Annotated in this window: 20 protein-coding genes; 10 read left to right on the plus strand and 10 right to left on the minus strand. The window is 54.1% G+C overall.

Annotated elements, in window-relative coordinates; genetic code table 11:
* Positions 1-8 precede the first annotated feature (8 nt).
* A complete protein-coding gene (grxC, locus tag P9J64_08345; GenBank protein ID MDG5468326.1) occupies positions 9-290 on the minus strand; it encodes a glutaredoxin 3 in 282 nt (93 codons plus the stop codon).
* 104 nt (positions 291-394) lie between these two features.
* Between grxC and P9J64_08350 the strand changes: the two genes are divergently transcribed.
* The 4 genes from P9J64_08350 (at position 395) to P9J64_08365 (ending at position 6,183) form a co-directional block, all read left to right on the plus strand.
* The gene (locus P9J64_08350) at positions 395-805 is read left to right on the plus strand and encodes a hypothetical protein (protein MDG5468327.1); all 411 of its coding nucleotides are present in this window, start codon (positions 395-397) and stop codon (positions 803-805) included.
* Between the two features lie 337 nt (positions 806-1,142).
* On the plus strand, positions 1,143-3,092 hold the full coding sequence (locus P9J64_08355) for an FAD-dependent oxidoreductase (protein MDG5468328.1): 1,950 nt from the start codon (positions 1,143-1,145) through the stop codon (positions 3,090-3,092).
* Positions 3,093-3,137: 45 nt separating this feature from the next.
* Positions 3,138-5,690 carry a molybdopterin-dependent oxidoreductase gene (locus P9J64_08360; protein MDG5468329.1) on the plus strand — a complete coding sequence of 851 codons (2,553 nt, stop codon included), beginning with the start codon at positions 3,138-3,140 and terminating at the stop codon, positions 5,688-5,690.
* Between the two features lie 175 nt (positions 5,691-5,865).
* The gene (locus tag P9J64_08365) at positions 5,866-6,183 is read left to right on the plus strand and encodes a cupin domain-containing protein (GenBank protein ID MDG5468330.1); all 318 of its coding nucleotides are present in this window, start codon (positions 5,866-5,868) and stop codon (positions 6,181-6,183) included.
* A gap of 351 nt (positions 6,184-6,534) precedes the next feature.
* Here P9J64_08365 and P9J64_08370 read toward each other — a convergent pair whose 3' ends face one another.
* On the minus strand, positions 6,535-6,864 hold the full coding sequence (locus P9J64_08370) for a hypothetical protein (protein MDG5468331.1): 330 nt from the start codon (positions 6,862-6,864) through the stop codon (positions 6,535-6,537).
* 176 nt (positions 6,865-7,040) lie between these two features.
* Entirely contained in the window at positions 7,041-7,550 is a 510-nt protein-coding gene (locus tag P9J64_08375; GenBank protein MDG5468332.1) for a rubrerythrin family protein, read from the minus strand.
* Between the two features lie 117 nt (positions 7,551-7,667).
* Between P9J64_08375 and P9J64_08380 the strand changes: the two genes are divergently transcribed.
* Complete coding sequence (locus P9J64_08380) at positions 7,668-8,126, plus strand: hypothetical protein (protein MDG5468333.1); 459 nt, start codon at positions 7,668-7,670, stop codon at positions 8,124-8,126.
* 80 nt (positions 8,127-8,206) lie between these two features.
* On the opposite strand, the gene uvrA is transcribed toward P9J64_08380, so the two are convergent.
* Both uvrA and pdxA read right to left on the minus strand, forming a co-directional pair.
* The gene (gene uvrA / locus P9J64_08385) at positions 8,207-11,023 is read right to left on the minus strand and encodes an excinuclease ABC subunit UvrA (GenBank protein MDG5468334.1); all 2,817 of its coding nucleotides are present in this window, start codon (positions 11,021-11,023) and stop codon (positions 8,207-8,209) included.
* A gap of 103 nt (positions 11,024-11,126) precedes the next feature.
* The gene (gene pdxA, locus P9J64_08390; protein MDG5468335.1) at positions 11,127-12,176 is read right to left on the minus strand and encodes a 4-hydroxythreonine-4-phosphate dehydrogenase PdxA; all 1,050 of its coding nucleotides are present in this window, start codon (positions 12,174-12,176) and stop codon (positions 11,127-11,129) included.
* A gap of 178 nt (positions 12,177-12,354) precedes the next feature.
* On the opposite strand from pdxA, the gene P9J64_08395 reads away from it, so the two are divergent.
* Entirely contained in the window at positions 12,355-12,714 is a 360-nt protein-coding gene (locus P9J64_08395; GenBank protein ID MDG5468336.1) for a PilZ domain-containing protein, read from the plus strand.
* 75 nt (positions 12,715-12,789) lie between these two features.
* Here the strand turns inward: P9J64_08395 and P9J64_08400 are convergent, their stop codons facing one another.
* The 4 genes from P9J64_08400 to nadA all read right to left on the minus strand — a co-directional run bounded on the left by P9J64_08400 (position 12,790) and on the right by nadA (position 19,313).
* Complete coding sequence (locus P9J64_08400) at positions 12,790-13,737, minus strand: SurA N-terminal domain-containing protein (protein ID MDG5468337.1); 948 nt, start codon at positions 13,735-13,737, stop codon at positions 12,790-12,792.
* 89 nt (positions 13,738-13,826) lie between these two features.
* Entirely contained in the window at positions 13,827-14,777 is a 951-nt protein-coding gene (locus P9J64_08405) for a peptidyl-prolyl cis-trans isomerase (protein ID MDG5468338.1), read from the minus strand.
* A gap of 45 nt (positions 14,778-14,822) precedes the next feature.
* Positions 14,823-18,311 carry a transcription-repair coupling factor gene (gene mfd / locus P9J64_08410; protein ID MDG5468339.1) on the minus strand — a complete coding sequence of 1,163 codons (3,489 nt, stop codon included), beginning with the start codon at positions 18,309-18,311 and terminating at the stop codon, positions 14,823-14,825.
* Positions 18,312-18,398: 87 nt separating this feature from the next.
* Positions 18,399-19,313 (minus strand): quinolinate synthase NadA, encoded by a 915-nt coding sequence (nadA, locus tag P9J64_08415; protein MDG5468340.1) that lies wholly within the window; start codon positions 19,311-19,313, stop codon positions 18,399-18,401.
* A 153-nt stretch (positions 19,314-19,466) separates the two neighbouring features.
* Here nadA and tatB point away from each other — a divergent pair, with 153 nt between their 5' ends.
* Together tatB and tatC are read left to right on the plus strand one after the other, a co-directional pair.
* The gene (tatB, locus tag P9J64_08420) at positions 19,467-19,829 is read left to right on the plus strand and encodes a Sec-independent protein translocase protein TatB (GenBank protein ID MDG5468341.1); all 363 of its coding nucleotides are present in this window, start codon (positions 19,467-19,469) and stop codon (positions 19,827-19,829) included.
* Positions 19,822-20,583 carry a twin-arginine translocase subunit TatC gene (gene tatC / locus P9J64_08425; GenBank protein MDG5468342.1) on the plus strand — a complete coding sequence of 254 codons (762 nt, stop codon included), beginning with the start codon at positions 19,822-19,824 and terminating at the stop codon, positions 20,581-20,583. The genes tatB and tatC overlap by 8 nt, the downstream gene beginning before the upstream one ends.
* An 87-nt stretch (positions 20,584-20,670) precedes the next feature.
* Here tatC and P9J64_08430 read toward each other — a convergent pair whose 3' ends face one another.
* Positions 20,671-21,516, minus strand: a complete 846-nt coding sequence (locus P9J64_08430) for a thioredoxin domain-containing protein (protein MDG5468343.1) — start codon at positions 21,514-21,516, stop codon at positions 20,671-20,673.
* 169 nt (positions 21,517-21,685) lie between these two features.
* On the opposite strand from P9J64_08430, the gene P9J64_08435 reads away from it, so the two are divergent.
* Complete coding sequence (locus tag P9J64_08435) at positions 21,686-22,612, plus strand: ABC transporter ATP-binding protein (protein ID MDG5468344.1); 927 nt, start codon at positions 21,686-21,688, stop codon at positions 22,610-22,612.
* A complete protein-coding gene (locus P9J64_08440; GenBank protein ID MDG5468345.1) occupies positions 22,609-23,397 on the plus strand; it encodes an ABC transporter permease in 789 nt (262 codons plus the stop codon). The genes P9J64_08435 and P9J64_08440 overlap by 4 nt, the downstream gene beginning before the upstream one ends.
* Positions 23,398-23,431: the final 34 nt, after the last annotated feature.

Raw genomic sequence — 23,431 nt, forward strand, 5'->3', positions numbered from 1 at the left:
TGAAGGGACTAAAAGGATTCGTTTGATGAAAAAGAAGAGCCGAGCAGGGTGTCCAGATCACCTTTTTCGTTGAGATCGAAGAGTTCCAGGCAACCACCAATCGGAGTATCGTTGATAAAAATGCCCGGCACCTTCTGGCTTTGAGCACGTTGCTGCATTTCTGCTGCCTTGAGCCGGTCATCAGTGATATCATATTCAACAAAGTTGACGCCCTTGATGTGTAAAAGTTCTTTGGCGCGCTCACAATAGGCGCAATAAAGCTTGGTGTAGATTTCTATCTTGATGCTCATGGCCGCACGTCCCGAAAGTTCTGTTTCATTTTGAGAAGTTAATCCTACCCGAGACCGGGCAAGATGCAAGTTGCAGAAAGGAAAATCCGGTGATTTTTAACGTTATGAAGTTTTTTTGCGCATCCGCCATCCTTTTCTCCCTATTGGCGTGCAGTAGTCATCTTGACAAGTCGGTCAACGAGGTTGCTGAATTGAGCCGTAATGATTTCATGAATGCACTCCGCTGGAAGCAGTACAAGGTTGCCGCAGAGTTCATGCTTCCTGAGAATCGCAAGGACTTCCTCGCCACCTTCAACAAGCTCAAAAATATCCATATCACCGATGTCAGGCTTCTGGACCTGCAGGAAAAGGCAGAAGGCCGGCGTTTTGAAACATCGATCGAAATGGATTACTACCTGCTGCCCTCGGTCTCGGTGAAAACCTTCAGTTTCGATCAGGACTGGGTTTATTTTGCCGGTGAAGACTCTGCACAAAAAGGCTTCCGGATCATCACCTCCTTTCCCGACTTTCCATGAAAGATCTTGTCGATAAGGGCTCATCAGGCAGCCGTTAAAAGCAGAGCCAGATTGCCATTGCCGGCCCTTTCTCTCTGATTAAAAAAAAATGGTCTGTCCCCTCCAGGATGCCACCCTGGTGAAAGACTTGTCGAAGCCCCATAAAAAGCCCGTTAAATGGTGCTATCACAGCTTAAATTTCCCTTGATTTTCCAAGCATCGTTATGGTATTTACCTGCATACTGTATACAAAATGAGTTAATGAAAACAAGGCCTACACTACGACCTGAAAAGCGCCGAGGCGCTTTTTTGCTGTCTTTTTGTGTGCCGAAAAACTGACCGAAATGGGAGGTTCAACTTGGCTGAAGTCGTTTTTTCCAGCTGGGGCGGTAAGGTGATCGACAATCGGCAGGGTGGTGAGCCGGAAGCTGCTGCCTTTAAGCTGCCGGGCAACTATCTTGACGAAGGCAACGTAGGCGCCTTCATGGGCTGGGACGGCGTTATCGTCCTGGACAAAGATGTCGATATTGTCACCATGGCCGCTGAGTATATGAAGCGTGTCCAGGAGAAGTACTGTTGTGCGAAGTGCACCCCCGGTAAACGTGGGACGCGGGTCATGATGGATACCTTGGCACGAATTCTTGCCGGACACGGCGAAGAGAACGATCTGGACACCTTGACCGGGTTGAGCGACCTGCTCGACAACTGCAAATGCACACTTTGCATGACAGCGGCCAGACCGATTCTCGATACGGTTAAATATTTCCGTGAAGACTACCTGGCCTTTTTGCGTGGTGAGCGCAAGAGTAAACAGGCAAAGGGCTATCGCGACAAGCTGACGGCGCCCTGCATGGATCGCTGCCCGGCGCATATTGATATCCCGGCCTATATTGAGGAGATCAAGGATTATCGCCACGATGAGGCCCTCGGAACCATCCGTAATCGCATGCCGATCCCGGCTGTCTGTGGTCGCGTCTGTCCGCATCCATGCGAGACGGCCTGTCGCCGTGCCTTGATTGACGAGCCCGTCAGCATCATGGTCCTCAAGCGGGTTGCCTCCGATCATGAACTGCTGCACGTTCAAGAACCACCGCATAAAGCCAAGGAACCGACGGGGAAGAAGATCATCGTCGTTGGTGCTGGCCCTGCTGGTTTGACCTGCGCCTATTACCTGGCGCTCGAAGGGCACAAGGTCAAGATTATTGATATGCTCAACGAGCCGGGCGGTACGGTCGCAGTCGGCATTCCCGACTATCGTATGCCGCGCCCGCTGTTGCAGCGCGAAGCCGATATTATCGCCGACCTTGGTGTTGAAATCGAATATGGCGTCAAGCTCGGCCGCGATGTCTCTCTGCGTGAGCTCAAAGAACAATACGACGCGGTCTTCCTCGGCACCGGTGCTTTCAAATCCAAGCCGATGGGTGTCGAAGGTGAAGATGAAGGCTACAACGGCTTCTCTGAAGGTGGCATCCACTACCTGCGCGCAGTCGCTCTGGGTGAGGGCATGGTCACCCCCAAACGCGTTATCGTCGTCGGTGGAGGTAACACGGCTATCGACTGCGTTCGCGTTGCTCTACGCGAAGGCTGCGAAGACTCGATCCTGGTTTACCGCCGTACCCGCAAAGAGATGCCGGCCGAATCCTACGAGGTTGATGACGCCGAAGAGGAAAATGTCCAATTCGAGTTCCTGCGCAACCCGACCAAGCTGATTGTCGAAGACAACACGGTGGTCGGTGTTGAGGTGATCAAGATGGAGCTCGGCGAGCCTGATGATTCAGGTCGTCGCCGTCCCCAGGAAGTCCCCGGCAGCGAATATGTGATCCCTTGCGATATGGTTATCCCGGCGATCGGCCAGGATCCCGACCTCAGCTACCTTGAAGACGGTGATTACGGCATCGAACAAACCCGCTGGAACAGTATCGTCACCAAGGGCGGCACCATGATGACCGACAACGAAGGCGTCTTCGCCGGTGGTGACTGTGAATATGGTGCCATGACCGTTGTCCTGGCAGTCGGTCACGGCCATCGCGCCGCACGCGCCATGCACCGCTACCTGATGGAAGGCAAAGCCTACCTCGACGAAGAGGACGCCATGGAGGACATCGTCAACAACCTTGGCGTGTTCGACAAGGAAGAGAACCTCGGCATCGTCGGTGGCCTGCATCGCGAGCACCAACCGAAGATTGACGGTGCCGAGCGCGCCCGCAACTACGAAGAGATCGAGCTGGCCATGCCTGAAAGTCAGGCGGTCAGGGAAGCTGAGCGTTGCCTGCGTTGTTACCGCGTCGCCATGCTGGCAGTTAACTAACGATTAAGTTTTCTTACCGATAAATTTGATTAAAAGGCAGATTCGATGATCAACCTTAAGATCGACGGCAAAGAGGTCCAGATAGCATCGGGCGCAACCATTCTCGATGCGGCGGAAACCCTAGGCATCAAGATCCCGACCCTCTGTTACCTGAAAAAGGTCTCTCCGACCGGAGCCTGCCGCATTTGCGCGGTGGAAGTCGAGGGTGCAGACAAAACCATGACCGCCTGCAACACCCGCGCGGTTGACGGCATGGTCGTTACGACCCAATCGGAAAAGCTCTCCAAGATTCGACGAGAGCTGGTGGAACTGCTACTGGTCAATCATCCCCTTGATTGCCCCGTCTGCGACGCTGGAGGCGAATGCGACCTGCAGGACATCTGCTACTCTCAGGATGTTGTGCGCCAGCCTTTCGGAGCCGACGACGTCAACGCCGAGACCATCGACCAATGGCCGTTGATCCAGCAAGTTCCCAACCGCTGCATCATGTGCGAGAAATGCGTCAAGACCTGTCATGAGACGATCGGCTGCAGCGCTCTCTTCGTCAACGAAAAAGGCGATAAAGCCTTTGTCGACAAGGATCTTGACAAGTGTGATTTCTGCGGTAACTGCATTCAGGTCTGTCCGACCGGCACCATGATTTCCAAGCCCTTCAAGTTCAAGGCCCGTCCCTGGGAGTTACGCAAGACCCAATCGGTCTGTACCCTCTGCTCAGCCCAATGCCAGGTGGAGATGCACAGCAAGCAGGGCAAGGTCATGCGCGTCACCTCTGAAGATGGTGTCACGGTCAACGACGGCAATCTCTGCGTCGGCGGCTTTTTCGGCCACGATTACCTGAATAGTGATCAGCGCCTGACAGCTCCGCTGGTTGCACAGCAGGAGACCTCCTGGGAAGTCGCCCTCGACAAGGTCGTCAGCGAATTATCCAGTCTGCGCGAAGAGCAGGGCGGTCAAGCGATTGCCGGCCTGGCCTCGCCGCACCTGACCAACGAAGAGAACTACCTTTTTCAGAAACTCTTCCGTGTCGCCCTGAACAGCAATAACATCGACTCCGAAGCACGCTTCAGCAGCCTGCGTGCCGCCAAAGTGCTAAAGGAGCAGCTCAAACTGAACGGCGCCAGCAACCCGATGGATCGCATCGGAACGGCAGAAGCCGTTTTGGTCTTCGGTGCAGACCTACGCTCCGAATCCCCTGCGCTCAACTGGCAGGTGCAACTGGCCGCACGTAAAAATGATACCCGCCTGATCGTCGCCAACCAGCGCCAGACCAGGCTGGTCAAACAAGCTGAGAGCTTTCTGCAGTACCGTGCCGGCAGCGAGGCGTCCCTGGCAGGAGCGCTGGCCAAAATTCTGCTCGACAAGGGTCAGGCAGATAACGATTACCTCAACCGCTTCGTTGCCAACCGTGACGAGCTGGATCAATACCTGGGCAATCTCGACATTGACGCAGCCTGTGCCGCAAGTGGCGTCAAACGTGCTCAACTGGAAGACGCCGCCGAGCATCTCGGTCAGGCCTCTACTGTCGCCATCATCATCGGCCGGGACGTCATGGCTTCCGCACAAGCGGAAGGCGCCGTCGCAGCGCTGGCCAACCTAGCCATGATCAGCGGTGCCCTGCACGGCGGCCAAGGCGGTCTTTTCCCGGTCGCCAGCAAAGGCAACACCCAAGGCCTTATCGATGCCGGGGTTGCTCCTGAATTTTTACCTGGTCTGGTTGATTATGCAGCAGGCAAGGAACAGTACGCGTCTGCATGGCACACAACTCTCCCCGAAGGCGGAGCTGATGCAACAGGAATTCTCAGTGGCATTGAGCAAGGCACCATCAAAGCGCTCTTCCTCGCTGGCACCAACCCTCTGGTCAACTTCCCGGAAAGCAACCGCTGGCGCAAGGCTCTTGAGAAGCTAGAGTTCCTCGTGGTTCAGGACATTCTCTGCAGTGATCTGACACGACTGGCAACAGTGGTGCTGCCTGGATCTGCGAGCGCTGAGAAACGCGGTAGTGTGACCTCCCTCGATCAACGGGTCAATAAGTTGAGAATTGCCGTCGCAGCACCCGGAGAAGCGCGCCCTGACCTGGCCATCTTCAGCGAGCTCTTTGCCCGCTTGACCGGCAAACCGGAGCCGAGTGAAAATGCCATCCGCCAGGAGATGATGTCTCTCAGCGGCAGCTATGCCGATGTCTGTCAGAGCCTCGAGCAGAGCAACTTCTGCTGGAAGCAGGCGTATACTCCGGAGAACAAGAGCCTGACGGCAGCAACACCTGAACTTGCAAGCCCTGCAACAGCCGAGATGCAGCTTCTGGTCGGCAAATGTCCCTTCCAGTTCGGCACCACGACCACCTATTCGGCGGCCAACAACGAACTGGCTCCGGCCGGCTTGATCATCGTCAACCCTGAGGACGCAGCCAAGCTTGGGATTGCCGATGGTGGCCAGATTAAAGTCACCGGCCCGGCAGGTTCTGCGAGTGGTAAGGTCATGGTCAACAGCATGGTTCCAGTGGGCCTTTTATCCGCAGCAGACAATTTTACGGAAATGAACATTCAGCAGATCATGCCGAGCGGTAGTAACTGTGTTGCCGTAGCAGCTGTAAAAGCATAAGAATCATTTAAATAACATTTCAAACGCCCTGCTTTGCGGGGCGTTTTTTTTGATTTTTGTCTGCTTTTTGCGTTCTTCTCTTTGCTCTCTGTGCGTCTTTGCGTTAAATTAATCAGGCAATGAGTTAACTGAAGGTCCGTTGAAAGACTTTTTCATCTAACGACTGGAGAACACAATGACCATCGAAACCTTCGAATACCGTGACAAAGTCAGTTACAGTGATGAAAAGGCCTGCAAAATTGTTCTGACGGAATGCGCCCATGCCCGCACCACGCTCTGGTGCCTGAAGCCTGGTCAACATATTCATCCACACGTACATGCCGGAGACCATGTCTGGATCGTACTGGAAGGCCAGGGCCTGTTTCTGAGTGAGGGGCTTGAAGAACAGCCGATCACTCCGGGGACGATCCTCTCTGCGCCAGCGGGAATTTCCCACGGCGTCGAAAACAACGGCAGCGAAGGACTGGTCTTTGTCAGCATCTCGGCCGGATAAGAAGCTGACCCTAACTGGAGACTCTCCGTAAAACTGGATTAAGATCTCCTCTTTCGAACAACATTAGAAAGATTGAAAGGTCCCGCTCTTTTCTATATATTGGAACTGTAATTAATCAAAGAGGACAACATGAAATCTATCTTCATCCTGGTCGGCATTGTTGCCGCCTGGTATATTCTCAATCGTTGGATTCTGCCGCGCTTTGGGGTCGAGACATGACTGTCTGGTTCCTGTGACCTCCCCGTGCGGGAGGAAGATGAAAATAAAGACCAAAAGGAAAAGCCTCGACCGTAAGGACGAGGCTTTTTTGTTTTCTGACCTTACGGTGGTCCTGCCTTTACGACAGAAGTCTCAACGCAGGCTGGTGGCACAGCGAGGGCAAGTGAACATACTGGTCGAGGGAACCTTATGACCGCAACTCGGGCAACTAAACCAGTAACGACAATATTTGCACTGAGGATCTGACAGGCCCTGCTTTTTCTTGCACTTTGGGCACTTGCGGTACATTTTGCGGTGGGTTATATAATCTTCAAAGATCAACCCGCAGGTCGCGCACAGCTTCGCATCACGCCTGTGATTGGGAGCCTCGCAGCGCGGCGCCGGGCAGACAAACACAGTGTGACAGGAATCACACCAGTTCTTACCACGCGTCATCTCTTTACATACCGGGCACTTTTCCATCGGAACACCTCATCAAAATCCATATCAGAAGCAAAGACGCTCTGTTTACAACTTCCAGGGTCAGGATAAACATTTATCTGTTAAATTTCCAGTCCGTTACCACCCGGAGCTGATCTTTGTCAAAAAAAAGCCGGACCTTCATGGCCCGGCTTTCTGGTTTACATCGGGGATGAAGATCAATCGACCTTGAAGAAGGCTACCGGCCCGGCCTGACAGACAGAGCAGGGGCCATGGGGCTCGCCCTCAATGGTGTTGCCACAAACTTTGCAAACGTAATAATCGACCTCTTCGTTATTGCCCAGGTTATCGAAGGCCTTCTGGTAAAGACCGGCGTGTACTTTCTCAACGTCGTTGGCAAACTTGAAGCTGCGCAGAGCAGTATCCTGGCCTTCGCTGATGGCCTCTTCGATCATCTTTGGATACATACTGATGAACTCTTCGGTCTCACCGGCGATCGCTTCCTTGAGGTTATCCGCTGTGGCGTTGATGCCACCAGCAACCCGGAGATGAGCGTGAGCGTGGACCGTTTCCGCCGCCGCTGCCGCGCGGAAGAGTTTAGCAACCTGTTTCTGCCCTTCAGAATCTGCCTTTTCGGCAAACGCCAGGTATTTGCGGTTTGCCTGCGACTCTCCCGCAAACGCCTCATACAAGTTACTTTCGGTTTTACTTCCTTTCATTTCAGCCATTATTCTCTCCTTTGAATAATAAAGTTTGACAAACATAAAAGCAGATCAATATTATCGATAACATTGAACATGTCAATGACTTACGACTTTTTATGATGTTTGCTGAGGAGCCACAGCATGTCTGTCTACCGTGTCGAAAAATTTGAGCTGCCCGTTGTTGTCTTTCAAGCGGATGGTTCCATTATGAAGGGCGTCGTTTTTTTGAGCGCCGCCGCCTATAGCCACATGGGCCAACAGACGTTGCTCGACTTACTCAGAGAACATGGTGACTTCTTCCCTTTCCGCAGTGAAAGCGGAGAATTCTGTGTGACCAACAAGCAGACCATCACCCACATCCGCTTTGAGCCTCCAGAGCAAAAAGAAGACTATCTTTCACTGGGTGATCGCGAAGACGTGGAGATCAAGTTTGTCGGCGGAGAGCAGCTTAGAGGAACACTGCTGATAGAGATGCCGGAAGGACGCAACCGCCTGTTTGATTTTATCAATGCCATGGAAGGTTTTTTCCTGCTCCAGAATGAAGAAGCTCACTATATGGTCAACGTTTCCCAAGTGCGCGATATCAGCCCGAAACGCTGATTTTAACAAGACGCTTACAAAAACAGCCGGCAAGGTTTTCCTTGTCGGCTGTTTTCATTTTCGTTGCTACCCTGTGCAGATCAGAGCTCCAGGTAAGAACGCAGGTAGCGTCCCGTATAGGACTTCGCGCAACGCGCCACCTCTTCAGGGGTCCCACAAACGAGGAGTTCACCACCACGGCTCCCACCCTCGGGACCGAGATCGACAACATGATCCGCGGTTTTGATCACGTCCAGATTGTGTTCGATAATCACGACGCTGTTACCAGACTCGACCAATCGCTGCAAAACACTGAGCAGGCGACTGATATCATCGAAATGCAGGCCAGTGGTAGGTTCATCGAGGATATAAATGGTCCGGCCGGTCGAACGCTTGCCCAGCTCCTTGGCCAGCTTGACGCGCTGCGCTTCGCCGCCTGACAAGGTCGTGGCACTCTGCCCCAGCTTGATATAACCAAGACCAACATCACGTAAGGTTTGCAGCTTGCGCTTGATGCGCGGAATATTTGCCAGGAACTCCACCGCCTGGTTGGCGGTCATATCAAGCACATCGGCAATGGTTTTACCCTTGTACTTGACCTGCAACGTCTCCCGATTATAACGGGCACCTTGACAAGCTTCACACTGAATATAAACATCAGGCAAAAAATGCATCTCAATACGCAGGATGCCATCGCCCTGACAAGCCTCGCAACGGCCCCCTTTGACATTGAAAGAAAAGCGCCCAGGTTTATAACCACGCATCTTCGCTTCCGGCAGCTTTGCGAAGAGATCTCGGATATCGGTGAAAATGCCGGTATAAGTCGCCGGGTTGGAACGTGGGGTGCGACCGATCGGTGACTGATCAATATCAATGACCTTATCCAGGAACTCCAAGCCTTCGATGACACGAACCGGCCCGGAACGTTCCCGCGAGCGATAGAGGCGTTGAGCGAGGGCCTTGTGCAAGGTGTCGAGCACCAGCGACGACTTGCCGGAACCGGACACACCGGTCACACAGGTCATAACCCCCAGCGGGATATCAACATCGATATTTTTGAGGTTGTTGGCCTGGGCACCCTTGATACTGAGCAGCCCTGAGGCTTTACGCCGCTCTTTCGGCAAAGGGATGGTCAGACGACCGGAGAGATAAGCTGCGGTCAGAGACTTGGGATGTTCGAGAATCTCATGGGGCGTGCCCTGGGCGACCACCTCACCACCATGGCGGCCGGCATGTGGGCCCATGTCGATGACATGATCCGCTTCGAGAATGGTTTCCTCGTCATGCTCAACGACCAGCACGGTATTACCCAGATCACGCAGGCGCTTTAATGTCTCCAGCAGCCGTCGATTGTCCCTCTGGTGCAAACCGATCGAAGGTTCATCGAGAATGTAAAGCACCCCGACCAGCGAAGAACCGATCTGGGTTGCCAAACGGATGCGTTGACTTTCCCCCCCCGAAAGGGTGCCCGAAGTACGGTCGAGGGTCAGGTAATCGAGCCCGACATTAATCAGAAAAGAGAGCCTCTCCCGGACCTCCTTCAGGACCCGGCGAGCGATTTCCGCCTCTTTGGCAGGCAACTCGATTTCGGCGAAAAACGCTTCTGCGTCGCTTACGCTCAGTGCCGTTATCTCTTGAATATTCTGCCCGGCAACACGCACACAGAGGGTTTCCGGTTTGAGTCTGGCACCATCACAGCTCGGACAGGACATGATGTTCATAAACTGCTCAAGCTTCTCTCGGGTCGCATCGGAATCGGTTTCACGCAGACGTCGTTCCAGGTTCGGGATCACGCCCTCGAACGGTTTGTTGTAAAAATGCCGGCGACTGGCCTGATCGTAGAAGAACTTGACCTCCTCTTTCCCTGAGCCATGCAGAAGAACCTTTTGTACCTGTTCCGGCAGTTCAGCGAAGGGCGTGCGGATATCAAAGTCATAAAAATCAGCCAGAGCCTCCAGAACCTGTAAATAGTAATAACCGGTCCGGGTCGACCAGGGTGCGATCGCACCCTCCCGCAAGGAAAGCTGACGGTTCGGGACAACCTGCTCCGGGTCAAAATACATGCGGGTGCCCAGACCGGAACAGTCCGGGCAAGCCCCGTAAGGGTTATTGAAGGAGAACATGCGCGGCGTCATCTCCGGTATCGAGATACCGCACTCCACGCAGGCGTGCCACTCGGAGAAGAGATAACTCTCTCCGCCCACAACTTCGACCCTGACCAACCCCTCACCGAGACGCAGAGCGGTCTCCAGGGAGTCCGACAGGCGGCTGACGATGTCCTCTTTGACCACAAGGCGGTCAACGACCACCTCGATGGTGTGTTTCTTGTTCTTATCCAGAACGATCTCGTCACCCAGTTCGCGCATTTCACCATCGATACGCACCCGAACGAAACCGTCCGCCTGCAACTGACGTAGTTCCTTGCGGTATTCGCCCTTGCGGCCCCTGACCAGTGGCGCCATGAGCAGCAGCTTGCTTTTTTCCGGCAGAGCCAACACCTGCTCCACCATCTGTTCCACCGTCTGTGAAGCTATCTCCTTGCCGCAGGAGGGACAATGCACGCGCCCGACCCTGGCAAAGAGCAAGCGCAGATAATCGTAGATTTCCGTAACCGTGCCAACGGTAGAGCGGGGGTTCTTCGACGTGGATTTCTGTTCTATGGAGATGGCGGGGCTCAGACCTTCAATACTTTCGACATCCGGCTTGTCCATCTGCTCCAGAAACTGCCGGGCATAGGCGGAAAGGCTCTCAACGTAACGGCGCTGTCCCTCGGCATAGATGGTATCAAAGGCCAGGGTGCTCTTGCCGGACCCTGAGACACCGGTGATCACCACCAGCTGATCTCGGGGAATCTCGACATCGATATTCTTCAGGTTGTGCTCGCAGGCACCTTTGATGATGATTTTATTGACCATGATTTTATATCTGCCACTTTTCTTCTATCATTGATTCGCTTCTGTTTTATGACACTATCAGGACGCGGCACACTGTACGAGGGCCGCGAGAAGCAGTCCACGCAACTTAAAGTACTGCTTTTCCTCGTGCCTCGTGCCTCGTGCCCCGTTCCTGCTTCTCAGCCATCTCGGCAGCCATTCTGACTGCAGCGACCAGGCTGGCAGGGCTGGCCTGACCGGTGCCGGCCAAATCATAGGCCGTACCGTGATCAACGGACGTGCGGACGATCGGCAGACCAAGGGTGACGTTGACGCCGTCATCAAAATGCAGCAGCTTGAGAGGGATCAAGCCCTGGTCATGGTACATGCAGATCACCGCGTCATGCTCGCCCTGAGCAGCAAACCAGAAGAGGGTATCGGCACTGTGCGGACCGCTGGCAAGGATTCCTTCAGAGCGGGCAGCAGCAATCGCCGGAGCGATGTGCCGGGTTTCTTCGTCACCGAACAACCCCCCTTCACCAGCGTGCGGATTTAGCGCCAAGACCGCCAAGCGCGGCTTTTTGATGCCGAACTGCCGCTGCAGACTCGACGAAACAATGCGCATGGTCGTCAGGATACGTTCTGCGTTCAGGCGTTGCGGGACCTCCCGCAAGGCACAATGGGTCGTCACCAGGCAGACGCGCAGTCTCTCTCCGGCCAGCATCATAACAACCTCTTCAACCTCGCAACGATCAGCTAACAGCTCTGTATGCCCCGGGAAAGAGACCCCTGCTGCGCGCAAGACTTCCTTGTTGATCGGTGCCGTGACCATCCCAGCCACATCACCGGCAACACAGGCATCGCAGGCCCATTCGATATAATCAGCCATGGCACGCCCGGAAGAGATCTGCGGCTGGCCAAACCTTTGCGAGGAGAGATCGAGTTGCGATAGGGCCTGTACAGGCAAGCGGTGCCCGCCAACAACAAGTTCATCCGTCGCCAGGGATGAGGAGGAACCATTCTGGTGCTGGACATCGCAACCACAAACGGCAGCAGCGCGTTTCAGGACACCAAGATCTCCGGCGACGATCAACGGACGAGCAAGATCAGCAAAAGTACCTTCGTAGACGGCTCGAATGACAATTTCCGGGCCAACCCCGGTCGGGTCGCCCATCGTTATGATAAGTGGCTTTGTCATAAAGCTCCCATTTCAATTAGCACGAACCTACAGTATAGCCCAGGCGTGAAAACCGCCTCAACCTGATTCGCAAAATAAGGATTCTTCTTTTAAGCCGGGAAAGCGGTTTTCAAACTCCGGGGAAAGGGTTATACTTTGATGAATTTCATTACGTTATGTAAATTACGGAGAAGAAGTGATGAGTGACGACCTGTTCGAACGCCGTCAAGCGGAACGCCGGTATGCCTTGAAATTTCTCGATTACGAGATCCTCTCCTCAAACGGTGAGGTCACCGGCCGTGGCCTGGCTCGCACACTCAATGTCAGCGAAACCGGCTTGCGGCTCGAAACCGGTCAATTCTTTGAGCCGGAACAACCGTTACGCATCACCCTCGGCCTCGACAACGACCTGGTGCAGATCAACGGGCGCGTGATCAATTCTCAACCGGAAAGTGACGATCTCTGCTCAAGTGGTGTCATGTTTCTCGAATTTGACGAAGCGGACCGCCGGACCTATCAGAAACACTTCACTGCCCTCAAGAGTGCCCTGGAAGAATAATTCTTTCTGATACAGATATTAAAAATGGCCACCTGCTTTTAGCAGGTGGCCATTTTTTTCAGCACGGGAGCTTCGCTACAGGCGGATATCGATAAACGCATTATTTTTCAGCGCTTTAGTCCACTCCTTGATACGGGCATCCGTTTTCTGATCCAGAATCATCTGGTGAATGTCAAATTTTACCGCATCAAACTGTCTCAACCCCTCAGACAGACGGTCGTCTACTCTCAGCAGGTGGATCGCGGTATCCATCTCTACGGGAGCAGTAAAGGTGCCATCCTCAACCTCATTAATCGCCTCGACAAACTGCGGGGTTAATTCTTCGTAGACGAATTTGCCCATTGAACCGCCAGTGGCACCATAGGTTTGATTATAGCTGTCAGCAACCTCTGCCAGAGCTTCGCCCTGCTGTAACCGCGTCAGAGCTTCATTGACCATCTTGCGGATCTGGGTGCGCTCCTGTTCGGACGCCTTTTCCGAAACCGGGAAGGAGATAGCGCTCAACTCGACCTCGGGGGGCAAGCGATAGTCATCCAGGTGAGCACGGTAATATTCAACGAGCTCACGCTCAGGCACATCGATCTGGCTACGAACTTCTTCACTAATCAGCTTATAGCGCAAAATCTGCTGCCGAAGATTGTCACGATAATCATCAAAATCCAAACCTTGCGTCTGTACGGCATCTTCAAGATCATCACGGCTCAGTTTATTCTTCTTCTGGACATCCACCAGAGCCGTTTCAATCTCTTCTTCGGAGACGGTCAGGTTAAGTGCCGCGATCCGCTGTTGAACCAGAGACTCCTCTATCATACGGGAAAGTAGTTCCTGACGCAGAGCTCCCATCTGCACCGGAGAAGGCTGTTTCTGCTGTTTTGCCAACTGCTCCTGCAGTCTCTGATCAAGCTGGTGGGTTGAAATGATCTCCTTGTTGACAACCGCCGCAACACGACTGACAACCTTTGCCGAAACCGATGTCAAACCGATGCTGCATATCAACAGCAGTGCAATTCCGAAATATCTCATAACATCCTTTTCCTTGGTTGCATTCTTTGAAACGTTAAACCCATATCATCACAGGATCTTACCCTGGTCTCCCGGGAAAGGCCCCTTGACTAATTTCTCTCGTTCTTTTCAAGCTGAGCCCAATCTACAGAAATCACGGCACGGGCTCGCATATCCTGGAGCCAGGCAAGGTAAACTTCTTCCTTTTTACGGCCTTCAAGGATCGCCCGGATCTCATCAGAAGCTTCCTTTTTATTGAGTCGTTTTGCTTTGCGTTTTTCCTCAACCAGGAAAATGTGATAGCCGTACTCACTTTTGACCAGGTCGCTCAGGCGCTTGACCGGCAGGTCGAAAACAATCGCGTCAAATTCAGGCGGCATCTCGCCGCGGCTAAAGAAGCCCAGATCGCCACCTTGTTCTGCATCCGGAGACAGGGAGTACTCTGCAGCGACTTCGGCAAAAGAACGCTCTTGACGCAAGATGCCGAGGACCTCCTGGCCCTCTGCTTCATCCGCAACCACAATCTGCCTGGCCCGGACCTGTTCGGGACGATCAAACTGATCACGATTGGCCTTGAAATAGGCGGAAACTTCTTCGTCGCTCACCGAAACCATGGAGTAAACCGCCTGCTCAAGGAGCTTCTCCATGATCAGGCTTTCCTTGAGCTCTTCCCGCCAGGACTCCAGGGTCAAGCCTCGCTCGACAAGCATCTCTTCGAAACTGCTGCCGGGATAATCCTCTCGGTAACCCTGCAAAGCGGTTTCAACATCAGCTTCTGTAAGAGCAATGTTAAGGCGCCTAGCCTCACCATGAATCAGCTCCCGATCGATCAACTGGACCAGAAAGGAGCGCTGTAATTCCTCGCGCTCGATTCCGCTTAGTTGCTGATCTTTTTGCAGGCTCTGTTCAAACTCGACGAGAAAGTCCGCCTTGGTGATCTCCTGATCATTAATCACGATCAACGCAGGCAAAGCTTCCACAACGGGTTCGGAACTGCATCCTGCCACCAGACCGAACAAGCAGAGGAGGAGGGAGAATATTCGCAAGTGAGTTCTATGCATGCTTATTCATTTGTTTCAAAGGGTAGAATAGAAGTCGCCAACCTATCATAGCCGACAAAAAGCTTGCAATTCCTTTTTAGCGATCGTCAAGACCTCTTCCTTGGCGATCCTGCCAAGACGGATACTCAAGCGGTAATCGGGGCTGAACGAGTACTTTTTGCCGTCTTCAAGCAGAGCCAGAATCTGCTCCGGAGCAACCTTGGTATTGCCCGGGAAAGCAAAGACCAGGTTATGACCGTCAAACTCTGCCAGTTCAACATGTAACTGTTTCATCAGAACCCGCAACTTCATGACATCAAGCAGGAGCTCAGCGGCTTCTGGCAGTTCACCGTAACGGTCGCGCAACTCATCCCCGGCCTGGTAGATTTCGACATCATCGACAGCGGAAGCGAGCTTGCGATAGAGGACCAGGCGCTGATTGGGGTCAGCAACATAAGTCTCGGGCAAAAAAGCAGAAAGGCCGAGGCGGATTTCCGGATCGACGCTCTCTTCACGGCTTTGCCCTTGCAGCTCCTGGATCGTCTCCTCGAGCAGCTCCGTGTACATTTCAAAACCGATGGCCGCAACCTGTCCGGCCTGTCGCGCACCGAGCAGGTCGCCGGCGCCACGTAATTCAAGATCGTGACGGGCGATGCGAAAACCAGCGCCCAGTTCCGCCTGCTCCTGGAGTACCTTGAGGCGTTCGCGAGCATCCCTGGTCAGCAAGCCTTCGCCGGGAATCATCAGGTAGGCGTAAGCGCGTTGATGCGAACGACCGACCCGGCCACGCAACTGGTAAAGTTGCGACAGGCCGAAACAGTCCGCCCGGTTGATGATCATGGTGTTTGCTGAAGAGATATCAATACCGTTTTCTATAATCGTTGTACAAACCAGCAGATTGGTTCGCCCTTCGATAAAGTCGAGCATGACCCTCTCCAACTCTTTTTCCGGCATCTGCCCATGGCCGACACCAACCTTGGCCTGGGGAACCAGCTGGCGCAGGAAATCGGCCATGGCTCCGATCGACTGCACCCGGTTGTGCACGAAGTAAACCTGTCCGCCACGGCGCAGCTCACGCAGGATGGCGTCACGGATCAGATCATCATCAAAACGGGTGACATAGGTCCGGATTGCCTGTCGATCCACCGGTGGAGTATCGATAATCGACAGCTCTCTCAGGCCGGCCAAGCTCTGGTGCAGGGTCCGCGGAATCGGTGTGGCTGTCAGGGTCAGGACATCGACCTCGGCGCGCATCTTCTTCAAACGTTCCTTGTGGGTCACGCCAAAGCGCTGTTCCTCATCAATGACGATCAGACCCAGGTTTTTAAAATGCACATCACGCTGCAGCAGGCGATGCGTGCCGATCACGATATCAACCTGCCCGGCAGCCGTGCGCTCAATAGTCCGTTTTTGTTCCGCCGCGGTACGAAAACGCGACAACATATCAACGGTCACCGGGTAATCGGCAAACCTCTGCCGGAAAGTCTCCAGGTGCTGACGGGCCAGAACTGTCGTCGGCACCAGGATGGCCACCTGGCGACTGTCAAGGACCGCTTTAAAAGCCGCCCGGATCGCAACCTCGGTCTTGCCGTAACCGACATCGCCACAGATCAGACGATCGACTGGGCGTTCGGAGACCATGTCCGCGAGGACAGCTTCGATCGCCTCCAGCTGGTCAGGGGTTTCTTCGTGGGGGAAAGCCGCTTCGAATTCACGAAAAAGCCGATCCGGAGGACTGTAGCTGAAACCTTCAGCGAGCTGCCGTCGAGCCTGAACCTGCAGCAGGTCACGGGCCATCTCCTCGATCGTCGCCCGCGCCCGCAGCTTGGCTTTTTCCCAGGCGCCGCTGCCCATCTTGTCCAGTCGCGGCGAGGAGCCATCCGACAGGTACTTCTGCACCTTCTCAATACGTTCAACCGGCAGGTAAAGGCGATCCTCTCCGGCATACTCGAGATGGATAAAATCCCCCTCGACCGCACCGGTCTTTAAATGAACCAAACCGAGATAACGGCCGATTCCGTAGTCGGCATGTACAACCAGGTCCGCAGCCTTCAAGTCGGCCAGGGAGGATTCAAAGACCCGTTGCCGAGGGCGCACCTTGCGATGTGTGCGCGGTCCAAAAATTTCATCGTCACAGATAACGACCAGTTTCTCTTCGACCAGTCTGAAACCACTGTCCAGAAGACCTGTTGTGATGGTAATGCCTTCTGCAAAGACGCGCCCCGCCAGAAGATCCGGCTCCCAGCCAATTGGCAAGTCGCTCGGCACCAGAAGATCGAGTAACCGCTCCGCCTGACCGCGCTGGTGACAAACAATCAGCACTCTCCAGCCATCGTTCTGCCACTCTCGCAATTTTTCGACAAGAGGAGCAAGACTGCCGTCATGGGCGGCGTGATCAGGCCGCAGGTCGGTATTGCCCAGAACCGGAACACGAAAAACCGGGTGCTCATCTTCAAGCTGATAAACCTGCAACGAAGCCAGGTCAATACGCGGCCCCTGGTTGAAGCGTAGATCGAGCTCTTGTGCGGTTAGATAAAACGTCTGTGCCGCAACATAGGGTTCGGAATTGCTCTGCGCACGTTTTTCACCGCTTTTTATGGCTGCAAAGAATTCGTCAGCAGCGGTGATGATTGCGGCAGGGTCCAGCAGCAGCCAGCAATAACGCCCCATATAGTCAAAAAGAGTATCAAGAGACTCGTAATTGAGCGGCAGGAGATTCTCCCGCCCGGGACCGAGCAAGCCCTCGCGGACTTCCTCCAGAATCGCTTCGCGCTGGGCACGGGGAATCTCCAGATCATCGCAGCGTTCCTTGCAACGCCGGGTAAAGGTATCCAGATGACGTCCGGCCAGGATCATTTCCCGGGCCGGCGCCAGCTCAAGGCGTACCAGATGCTGATCACCGGAACGTTGACTGGCAGGGTCAAAACTGCGAATCTCCTCAAGCTCGTCGCCGAAGAACGCCAAACGTACCGGCTGTTCAAGCATCGGCGGAAAAAGATCCACTAGGTCACCACGTACGGCAAAGCTGCCGCGATCCTCAACCAGAGAGACCCGCTGATAACCAAGCGAAGCCAGCCCGTGCAAAAGGACGTCGCGCGGCATCTCGTCGCCGACCTCAAGCTGCAGGCGCAGGGAATCGAGAACCTCGCGGGGCAGGATTTTCTGCTGCAAAGCTTTGACCGTTGTGACTACGGCCTTGCCGCGGTCGTTGGCGAGAGCGGCGAGAGTCGCTAAACGGGTGGCTTCGATTTCAGGGTGAGGGCTTAAGGGAGCGTAAGGTTCGGTTTCCCAGTGCGGGAAGAAAAGAATATCGGCCTGAAGGCCATGAAAAAAGCTCAGAGCCCGGTAAAACCGCTGGGCTTCAGCCTGGTCGGATGCCACGATCAAGAGAGTTTCTGCGCTCTTTTTGCGGGCTAAGAGCCCGGCGGCAAACCAGGCGTCGCTACTGCCGTTGAGACCAAGAATTTCGCTGCGTCCGAACACGCCGGAAGCGAAAGGATGCTGAAGACCAGCAAGGCTGCTGTGTTGAAAGCGGGGTTCAGTCGGTTCTGACATGTTGGCACCCGACAAAGACCATCATTCTGTCTTCATCTTTCACACCTGAATCCGTAGCAAAAGAGCCGAGAACAGGGACTAAGGGAATCAATCACGTGGAACGGCCAGCATCCGGTCCAGAGTAATTTTAGCTGGAATTCTGACCTCTTCCGGGACCGTCACCTGGGGGCTCATAGTCTGCAAAGATTTGAGAATATCCTCGATAGAGGTCAGCTTCATGTTGGGGCAGATAAGTCGCGTGGTCGGCAGGATAAATTCTTTGTCGGGATTCTCCTTGCGCAAGCGATAGAGAATCCCCGCTTCGGTACCGACGATGAATTGTTTGGCTGGATTTTCCGAGGCGAAGGTGTACATACCGCTGGTGGAACAGATATGATCGGCCTGAGCCAGCACCTCGGGAGGGCATTCGGGGTGTGCCATAAAGAGGGCGTCTGGATAATCCGCCTTGATCGCCTCAACATCGGCAACCGTAAAGCGTTCGTGCGTTGGGCAGTAACCATCCCAGAAGTAACAGGTTTTGTCCACTTGATCGGCGATGTAACGGCCCAGGTTACGATCCGGAGCAAGAATGACTTCTTGGTCGGCAAGAGAGGCAACAACATTGACGGCGTTTGAGCTTGTACAACAGATATCGCTCTCGGCTTTCACAGCAGCACTCGAGTTGACATAGGTCACCACGGGTACGCCGGGGTACTTGCTTTTGAATTCACGCAAGCCCTCTGCCGTAATCATGTCGGCCATCGGGCAACCAGCATCAAGGCGCGGCAGCAGAACCGTCTTTTCCGGTGCCAGGATGGCAGCGCTTTCTGCCATAAAGTGAACACCGCAGAAGACGATCACCGACTTGTCGGTGCGGGCGGCCTCCATCGACAGAGCGAGAGAATCCCCTGTAATATGTGCCAGTTCCTGGATTTCATCGCGTTGATAATTATGGGCCAGGATCAGAGCATCACGCTCGTCAGCCAGGCGGAGGATTTCTTTTATGATATCGTTTTGATTCATGATACAACCATTTCCTTGCTGAAAGATTGCCGTATCCTAGTGTAAAACCCTTGATATGTCAAACGCTTATAGCCGTCCCAGTGCCCTTGACAGGGCCTCTGTTTGCCGGTATTCTCAGCTCACTTTTGCAACCCTGCTTACGGTGATTATATTATGTTTGGTATAGGTTTTCCTGAACTCCTCATGATCATGGCCATCGCCCTGATCGTGCTCGGGCCGAAACGTCTCCCCGATATTGCCAAAGCCCTCGGTCGTGGACTTTCCGAATTCAAACGCGCCTCCGACGAGCTGAAGCAGACCTTCGAGGCCGAAGTCCGTAGTCATGACACCGATCAGCAAACGCCTCCACCGGTCAAGCTGACCCCGCCCGGAGCCATGCAAAGCCCTTATCCTGACGAGGCCAACTCTGGCGCCCCGGAGCCTTCCCTCGACCCAGAGCCTGTTGTCGACAAACCCACATTGGAAACAGCAACGGCTGAAACCGAGAAGAAGAGCGAGGACTCCCGGCATGAGTGATCAACAGATGCCGTTGACCACTCACCTTGAGGAATTGCGCCGCAAGCTGATTATTGCCGGCGTTTCCTGGCTGGTGGCCTTCCTGGCCTGCTATTCATTTTCAGAACAACTCTTCAACCTGATTGCCGACCCGGTTCGCCAGGCGTTGCCGGAGGGGACCTCGCTGGTCTTCATCACGGCAACCGAGCCGTTCTTTACTTACCTGAAAATAGGTGCCCTGGCCGGGCTGCTCGTCTCCATGCCGGTGATCTTCTGGCAAATCTGGTCCTTTATCGCACCGGGCCTTTATGCAAACGAGAAGCGCTACGTTTTCCCCTTTGTGCTGGCAAGCTCCTTCTGCTTCGCCTGCGGCGCATTTTTCGGTTTCAACTTCGTCTTCCCCATGGCCTTCAAGGTGCTTATCGAGTTCGGCACCGGCGGTGGTGAAATCAGCGCCATGCTCTCCATGGGCTCCTACCTCTCCTTGTCGAGCAAACTCCTGCTTGCCTTCGGATTGGTTTTTGAGCTGCCGGTCGTGATCTTCTTTCTGGCCCGCATGGGTATCGTTGACTACAAGTTCCTCGCCCGTAATCGCAAATTCGCTCTCCTCGCCGCGTTCCTGATCGGTGCCATGCTTACGCCACCGGATGTTTTTTCACAAACAGCGCTGGCCCTGCCCTTCATCATCCTCTATGAAATCGGTATTATCATCGCAAGGCTGTTTGGCAAACGTCGTGAAACCGATGACGAAGCAGAGCAAAAAACCGAGGCGTAACAACCCTGCTCAGCTTCAAAGAGACAAAAGGCGACCCTGCAAGAATAGAGCAGGGTCGCCTTTTGTCTTGGAGCAACGAACGAAGAGCTACTTGGCTGCTTTTTTCAGCTCCGCATCAATCATCATCTTGAAGCCTTTAAGACTACGATCTTTCAACTGGCGTCCGTTGATATACGCAGCCGGTGTGCCACGCACGCCGGCTTTGGCTCCCAATTGTATATCGTTGTTCACTTCCTGAAGCAGGGCCGGGTTTGCCATATCCTGGTCAAAACGTGTCATATCAAGGCCGACAGCTTCGGCCAGTTCACGGATTTTGGCGTCATTCAGCTTGTTGTAATTGGCAAACAGTTGATCATGTAAAGGCCAGAAATTGCCCTGGTTGCGCGCTGCAATACTGGCAACAGCTGCCTGTTTGGCAAACTTGTGCATGCTCAAAGGAAAATGCTTGAACACCACCTTGACCTGCTTGGGGTAGGCAGCCATCACCTGGTCCAGAGTCGGCACCAGTTTTGCGCAGTAGGGGCACTGGAAATCATCGAAGAGGGTAATAGTGACAGGCGCATCCGCATCCCCCTTTACGGCGGAGGGACCAACCGGAAGCTGCTGTACATGAGCAATAGCGAGAATCTGCAATTCGTTGCTTTTGCTGTTACCCAGGTAAAGCGTCTGTCCGTCCGGGGAAACTTCCAGACTGGTGACTCCCGCTCCAACATTGAAGAGCTCCTGCGGCTGGCCGTCAGCTGAGAAAATCTGGACCTCTCCTGTTTCCAGGAGAACAAAGAGACGCCCGTCACTAACACTCTGGGCAACATCGACCGGTTGCTTGCCCAGGGGGTGACGTTTGACCAGATTCTTTTCGAGTTCCGCACAAACCGAGCCGGCCGTTAACAGCAGACCGAGCAACAAGATCAAAATACGACTTACACCTGACATGAGTGATTCCCTCTCGTTGTTGAATTTTGAGAACACGACCTGTTGTCGTGTATCCCTTAACTTAGCCATTAAACATTCCCTATAATTAACCCCAGCAGGGGGCTATGTCAATCACAGCAGATGACAAGCCTTGACAATCGTTCCTTGCGACGGCATAACTTGAGATTCCATGACGACTCCAGCTCTTGCCATTCATAACCTCTCTAAAGAGTTCGACGGTGCCATCGCCGTCAACGACATCTCGTTTACGATCGAGCCCGGAGAAATATTCGGTCTGCTCGGCCCTAACGGTGCCGGTAAAAGCACGACAATCAACATGATCGGCGGTGTCTCGCGCATCGGTAGCGGCTCCATCGAGATCTTCGGTGCAGACAACCAGAAGGACTACCGCACCACCCGACGTATGGTTGGCGTTATGCATCAGGAAATCGTCATCGATAATTTCTTCACCATCGACCAGGCCCTGAAACTGCACGCCGGCTATTACGGCGTTCGTGATGATGAAGCCTGGCGGCTGCAATTAATCGACCGCCTGGGACTTAAACCACACCTGCACAAGGTGATGATCAAGCTCTCCGGCGGCATGAAGCGCCGTTTCATGATCGCCAAAGCGCTGATTCACAAGCCCCGGCTGCTCATCCTTGATGAACCGACCGCCGGTGTCGACGTGGAACTGCGCCATACGCTCTGGGATTTTGTGCGTGAAATCAACCAGCAGGGCACGACCATTCTCCTGACCACTCATTACCTTGAAGAGGCCGAGCAGATGTGCGAGCGCCTCGCTATCATGAACCACGGCAAGGTCATTGCACTTGAAACAACCGAGACCCTGCTGCAGGAACTTGGCACGCGCACGATCATTGTCCACCTGCAGGAGCCGATTACACAAGTGCCCGATAATCTTTGTTGCCAGGCAACGGAACTTGACGCGTCCGGTACAACCTTGCAGTTGACCTTGTCGACCAGTCAACCGACCGGTGACCTGTTGCAACGACTCTGTGAGATCGGCCTGTCGATCGCCGATATCGAAACCAGAAGTGCCGGGCTCGAAGAAATTTTTCTGCAAATGACCAAGGCGGGCAGGGTGGACGCATGAATCAACAGAGCGACAACTCCTTCAACTCCTGGCTGCCTTTTTACACCCTGCTGAGAAAAGAAATCCGCCGGTTCCTGCGCGTGGCCTCCCAGACCCTGGTCACCCCGGTCATCACCGCCTCGCTTTATCTCTTTATCTTCGGAGCCACCCTCGGTGAACGTATCAGCGTACTCGAAGGCTTCAGCTATGCCCAGTTCGTTATACCTGGTCTGATCCTGATGGGTGTCATCAACAACTCTTTCTCCAACGTGGCCTCCTCGCTCTTCATGTCGCGCTACCTTGGCAGCATAGTCGACCTTCTGGTCACACCAGTCACGCCGACCCAGTTCATCATGGCTTACACCCTGGCCGCCATGTTGCGCGGGCTGGCTGTGGGCCTTGTGGTCTGGGTGATCTCCTGTCTTTTTGCCACGCTGCCCTGGGCGCACCCTTTTGCCGCGATCGCCATGGCTTGCCTCGCCAGCTTCCTCTTTGCCCAGTTCGGCATTATCGCTGCGATCCACGCAGACAACTTCGATTCGCTGTCGATGTACACCAACTTCATCATTTTACCCCTGATCTATCTCGGCGGCGTATTTTACCCGATCTCCATCCTGCCGCCACTCTGGGCCAATCTTTCTCACCTCAACCCGCTTTTCTACCTGATTGACGGTTTCCGTTATGCGATTCTCGGTGTCGGCGACCTGTCCTTTGTCGTCTCTTTCTGCACGGTTATTGCGATGGCTCTGGGACTTTTTGCCTGGGCTGCCCTCCTGATTGGTCGCAGTTATCGTTTGCGCAACTAAGACCACCTTCTTTCCTGCTTGTTGGTGCCCTTTG

The organism is Deltaproteobacteria bacterium IMCC39524 (assembly GCA_029667085.1).
GTDB lineage: Bacteria > Desulfobacterota > Desulfuromonadia > Desulfuromonadales > BM103 > M0040.